The sequence below is a fragment of the Butyrivibrio sp. genome, assembly GCF_017940685.1.
Taxonomy (GTDB): Bacteria; Bacillota; Clostridia; order Lachnospirales; family Lachnospiraceae; genus Butyrivibrio.
This window is the reverse complement of record NZ_JAGAYD010000011.1, coordinates 1-6,411: the sequence shown is the minus strand read 5'-3', so window position 1 is coordinate 6,411 and position 6,411 is coordinate 1. Positions and strand designations below refer to the sequence as shown.

3 protein-coding genes are annotated in these 6,411 nt (G+C 41.1%); all 3 read right to left on the bottom strand.

Going from position 1 to position 6,411, the window contains the following annotated elements:
• Window positions 1-60 precede the first annotated feature (60 nt).
• On the bottom strand, window positions 61-744 hold the full coding sequence (locus tag J6I68_RS00660) for a F0F1 ATP synthase subunit A (RefSeq protein WP_292204265.1): 684 nt from the start codon (window positions 742-744) through the stop codon (window positions 61-63).
• A gap of 100 nt (window positions 745-844) precedes the next feature.
• Complete coding sequence (locus J6I68_RS00655) at window positions 845-4,804, bottom strand: hypothetical protein (RefSeq protein WP_292216358.1); 3,960 nt, start codon at window positions 4,802-4,804, stop codon at window positions 845-847.
• Window positions 4,804-6,411 (bottom strand): MMPL family transporter (locus J6I68_RS00650; RefSeq protein WP_292216356.1); only part of this gene is annotated, 1,608 nt, incomplete at its 5' end. The genes J6I68_RS00655 and J6I68_RS00650, both read right to left, overlap by 1 nt.

The window sequence follows — 6,411 nt, the reverse complement described above, 5'->3', positions numbered from 1 at the left end:
GCAGCAATAGCTGCTCCAAGTGCTGTTAAACTCATAGATAAAACCTCCTTAAAATGTTTATTATTCCACTGCTTCTTTTATGTAAAGCGATGTCAAAAAGCAAAATACATAAGCCTGAATGGCACCGTCAAAAAGATCAAAGTATAAAGATAGTGCTGCAGGAAGGATCACGGGAACCACGTGCTTTAATAGCTCCATGATGACTGTTGCTCCAAGGATATTACCAAATAGTCGCATGCACAGTGAAAGCGGTCTGATGACAAGCTCAAGTACATTCATAGGTGCAACAACAGGCATGGGCTCAGCAAATCCTTTAAGCCACTTCTTGGGACCTTTTTTAACAAGGCCAGCAGCTTCCACCAGGACAATGCTCATAACAGAAAGGGCTATGGTCACATTAAGATCCATGGTTGGCGGTGTAAATCCAAACAGCCCCACCATATTAGAAAGGCCAATGAAGATCAGCACTGTTACGATATAGTCAGTATAACCAGCAGCTTCCTCTCCAAGCATCCCTGATACAGCGCCTCTTAGGAACAACACAGCTGACTCCAGCGCAGCCTGACGCTTTGAAATATTATGAACTTTCAGATCATGGGTAAGAAATAGAATGAGGGCAATAACTACAGCCATAAATATCCAAGTGACAACTACGGAATGATAGATGTCAAAAAAGCCGTCCCCAAAAGGCACATGGATGAGAGTCTTGTCCTCCATTAAGAGCTCTGTTAGTAATTCTTTCATAATTGCATTCCCCCGAAAAACTTACTTTCTATTATATGAAATGAGGCGGGCTATTGCAATGATAGCCTACCTCATTTCATATGTTTTTCGTATTAATTTCTTAATCTTTTTTATCAGTTTCTGTTTGCTCTTTAGAATTTTGATCTTTTCCAGGATCTTTACTATCTGCCTCATCCTTGGAATCATCGTAAAATAGCTGTTCTTTGCTCTCAATTCTAGCGGAAACTTTACTTACCACTTTCTTAAATATCTTTGGAACATGCCTCGAGTTTTTGGTAAGAAGTATGACCACAGTAGCTATAAGTGCAACCACTAACAGGAATACTATAACAAATAAAACTGCCAGCTTGCTGGTGGCACCAGATGCATCACCCACATCAAGAGAAAGCGTAAACTTATTGCCTTCAATATCATATGTTGAGTACTTACCCATTGTTCCTGTTGGAGTCAGCAGCACCTTCTCACCGTTCTTTATCTGGTAGAGCCTGAATTCATCTCCAAGGTATCCCTTCAAGAGATCTATAGATGTCGTAACTTCACTAATTGGCCTGAATCTTATCTGATGGACCATCTGGCCATCATCAGGTACTGTCACATCTATAGTTTCGTACTCTTTTAAAGTTTCAGCCTTTCCTTCCTTATAATTGATAGTCCTTACAATATCAAGAGTGTCATCTTCTTTGAACATTCCATCAACTAAAAGCTCTGACTGAATAAGGTCATCTGAGGCATTATACTCTGAAAGCGTTGTTCTGTATCTCTTATAAGTTGCTGTAACAACTTTATCAGTAGTAATGTCATTAATCTCTGGAGTATCCCATGCCGCATAGAATCCATCCTTGTTCTTAAGGCCTGGATACTCATCAGCAGAAATGCTTTCTCCATAGTTTTTCTTAACCTTGGCAATTATTTCTCTTCCGCCATCCAGATCATCATCTTCAAGCACAAAGGTAACCATGAGCTTTTTAAAGTCACTTGGGACATCAGAATACTGCACTGTGTCAAGCTTTACAGTCTTTTCTTCTACCTGTCCCTCCCCCTCTTTGCTAGGTGCATCTTCAACTGTTATTACTTTCTCAGCTTCGAAAAGGTTGCCCTGTAAGATTTTGTCATATTCAACAGGCTCTGCCTTCTTGGAATAACTGATCTTGTCGATACCAGCCAGGTCATCACTTACAAAGAAGTTGTTTCTTATCTCTGCACCGTCTTCAACATTACCAGCAATAGCGCCAAATCTTGACTCTGCATTTTTGATATCCACAAGAGCCAGGCAGTTTCTTATGTTATTGCCATCGCCTGCAATACCTCCAACGTAATTTGCTCCCTCAAGTATGCCTTTGGAAAAAGAGCTAACGACATAAGAGTAAGATGCTCCTGTTACGCCGCCTACATAGTCGCCTGAAGATGATTTAATATTGGAGTAATTGCTGCAGCCAATGATCGTACCCATCTCCTGTAGACCGCAAACGCCAGCTGCGTAGTTCTTTTCTCCAACAGCTTCAGCGTAGTTTTTATTGCTACGAAGAACGCACTTGGTGATAAATGAAGAATTGAGTTTGGAATCTTTGATACCTGTAAGATCTGACTCCTTGTCATAGTCGTACTCAATAGCCATGGTTCCAGCTATTCCGGCAGTATCAATATCTCCTTCTACTCTTCCAAAGTTTTGGCAACCTTCAATTGTCGCATCGGTACTGGTAGAAGCTTCTTCCAAAGAAACATCAGAATAGGCCTGTGTGTAATCCATCTCCAGTACGCCGTCAATTGCATCTGTGTACAGCATCATGATGTTGTTGAACTGATCAGCAATGGACTGAAGGTCATCAACAAGGACTCCTGTGGCGTTGTTGACCTCAAGATTAAGGGATCCAAAGTTGTCGTTCATGCCAGCCATGTTTGATGCAAGGCTTGCTGTATGATCCTTGTATTCAGCACTGAACTGCGGGAACACAATATCTTCTCTTCCCGCTACGTTTCTTACTATTGACTTAGTCTGCTTACCAGCTTCTGATAAGTGTGAAGCTGCAGATTCAAGTGAATCCATGGATTTTACAGCGTCGGCACGAGCTGCGTCAGTCATTTCATCCAGGTGTGATGATGTGATATTAGCAATATTTACGGCAGCATTTTCAAGATCTGCAGTATAAGCATCGCTTCCTGTGTCTCCGGTAACAGGACTCGTATAGTGTCTTTTTGCAAATTTATCAGCTTCTTTCTGAGCATTCTCAGCCGCATTCTGGTCAAGAGTTTTATCATCTGCAGAATCTGAAACCGGGAATTTAGAAGAATCCCCTGTATGGATCCAGGATCCTTCTTTTCTAAGCCCGTAGCAATAGTATCTTAAATCAGAGGGCTGTGCACCCTCCGTTCTGCTGAATTCAAGATCATTACTGACGTTATTGTCCAGGTAGATTGAGGGGATTGAAGCATCAATAAGAGGATTTCCATCACTGTCCCGATACTCCAGATCACTTCCTGATCCTTTATTCCTTCTCACATAATTGTTATAAAAAGCATCATAGGAATAATTATATAGTTCTGAATACTGACTTGCAGCACCCGCAATGGTATCCTTCGATCTTTGATATGTTTCCCTTTCCTCATCAGAAAGATAAGCATCAAGGTCCAGGTCCTTTACAGCATCCTCAAAGCTGTCAGAAGAGCTCTTAGCGTCTTTAGCTGCATATCCTATCTGATCTAAAACACCATCATCCTTAGAAGTCTCATCAAGGATATAGTCAACTCTTGAAAAAGCTTCTGATGTAGCACTAGATACGCCATTTGCAAAATCAACGGTTCCAGCAGAAAGAAATCTTACATCTTCAATTGCACCAGAAGTAAACTGCTGGATTGCAGATAGTCTGTTTGTTATAACATCAGACTGATTCTTGGCATCTCCCAGAGTTACAGTAACAGTGTCGTGGAGCTTACTAATAGATTCTGTGAGCTGATAAGCGATATCTGAGCTAAGATCTACAGTAATGTATGGCTCAGCCTGTCCAACAATACCACCTACATCCTTTCTTCCAAGGACTTTACCGTTATTGGTGCAGTTAACGACATATCCAGACTGTCTTCCTACAATACCTCCGATGTTGTAACCAACATGCTCGTAGCCCACATCTCCCATATTCAGGCACCTTGAAATTATACCTAGAGAATTACCTGCAATACCGCCTACATCTGTTGCAGTTGCATCTTCGTTGGCTTCCTCAGAAGTACTGTCTACGTTCTTAATAAGATTAATGACCTTATTTAAATTGGTCATTGAATCAATTGTTATCTGAGTATCGACGTTTGTTGTGTTTACTAAAGAATCATTTCTTGACCTGCTTATATCGCCTTCATTGTATCCGGCAATACCTCCGACAAAATGAATACCTTTTACATATCCGCCGACATTGCAGTCCTCTATTATTCCAGTGAAATGGTTATAGGAAGTAATTCCGCCAACATAGTCATTGGATGATATAACGCCTTTGAAGCTGCAGTTCTTTATGTAGCCGTGGTTTTCGCCGCAAAGTCCTCCGACTCTTATCTGCTCTCCGGAAGGTATTATCGATCCACTCACACTTAAATTTGCAATAATACCGGTCTTTTGAACTTCAGCAAAAAGCCCAACGTGAGAAAGTCCATCAGATACGTTGTACTCGGAAATAGTATGGCCCTGACCGTCAAATATTCCGCCAAAGGATGGTACGAAGTCAAAGTTTTTGCCAAGAAGAGAAATATCCTGTGTAAGGATAACTCTTTTGTTCACTGACCAGGTATCAAGCTTGCAGTTATTAGCAAAAGAAAGGAAATCATCGATACTACCTATATAGATATCTTCAAGCTCTTCCGGAATAAGAGCTTCAATCTCTTCCTCTATATCTGCATCTACATCCTCTTCATTTTCAAGAAGATCTGTCTGTGTTGCAGTTGATAAAAGCTCAACTTCTGACCTTGGCTCTTTTGTTTCTTCCTTTATTTCCTCTTCTTTTTCAGCAAAAACTGTCAAAGGAGCACTTGTACATACAAGGGCAAATATTGTAAGAAGGGCTAGTATTCTCTTTTTCATTATACTGTCTCCTCCACCTTCTCATTATCGTTTTCATCAAGCATTGTCACATCGCCATTCTCAATATATGCGCTGACATTACCCTTTACTATAGCGTGAACAACACCGTTAACTGTTCCGTCAATGTGTCCTCTGACAATACCGTCAATACGCATTGAACCAGACCTTTGTTTGGTCTGAAGCGGCATGTTCATAACAAAGGCAGTAAGCTCGATTATCTTATCTCCCACAAGCAGTATCTGGGGCAAAACAAACATTGTGACAAAGATGGAAATTATTGTTCCTCGTCCAAGACATTTTCCAATTCCGTAAATAGCACAGTCTGATGTCATCTTACCGATAAGTGTTCCTGCCACTGCAAGCATGGTTCCTGACGTGATGATAGTTGGGAATGACAGATTCATGGTATCGATGATAGCATCTCTTTTGCCCATGGTCTCACGAAGCTCTGTGTAGCGCCCTGCAATAACGATGGCATAGTCAATGTTAGCACCCATCTGAATCGAGCTAACAATAAGGTATCCCAGGAAAAAGAGATTGTCGTGCATTACAGCCGGGAATGAGAAGTTGATCCAGATACATCCCTGAATGACTGCAATAAGAAGGACAGGCATTCCGGCTGATTTAAAGGTGAAAAGAAGTACTATCAAAACCGCCAGGATCGAGATAACGCTTGTGACTGTGTTGTCTCTTGCAAAGCACTTCTTAAGGTCGTACTGGCTTACAGATTCTCCAACAACGTAGATCTTATCTTCGTCGTAGTACTTCTCAGTTATCTTGTGCATCTCTTCAATGAACGCAAAGGTTTCGTCTGACTCTTCAGGGAGATTTAAATAAACAAGGATTCTTGAATATTCTTCACCCTGAAGCTGTTCCTTTGCAAAGGTCATCATCCTGTTAGCATCCTCAAGTTTTTTCATCAGGTCATCGCTTAAGGTAACGTAGCCTTCCTGAACCTCCTGATAAACAAACATGAACATGTCTATGAGAGGGACCTTGTAGTTGGCAAGTCCATTAACAGCCTTGGCGTAGTCCTCATCATTAACAGCATAGGCTGCATAGACAACCTCTGCTATCTCATAGTCGATATTTAAAAGCTCAGAAAACTGACGGGGAGTCAGCTTCTCTGTAAGGGTGTAGCCATTAAGTGCCTCAGTATTTGCAAGACCTGTAATAGATGAAACTTCATCCCTTGTAAGAAGTTCATCTATAAGTCTCTTTTCCCTTTCGTAATCTCCTGAAGGGAAAACAAGAGCCACCATGTTATCTGAATTAAAGTTCTCATCCTGCATATTCTGATCAGCCTGCACCTCATTTATAAGAGGCGGTGTAATCTTGGTGTAGCCATAAACGTAAGGAGTTTTAGCAGAAACTCTGTTAGCTATAATGATAAGGATCACAAATGCAGGAGTAATGATATATCTTGAAGCATAGGCAAACTTGCCAACAAAGGGAATTTGAGGGATAAAGTTCTTGTGCTTGGTCTTTTCCATGAGAGGTGCAAAAACCATGATGATACCTGGCATAAGAAGGAACACAGACAAAAGGCTTAAGATGATAGCCTTTATAAGGACAATACCCATATCAGAGCCAATACCAAACTGCAT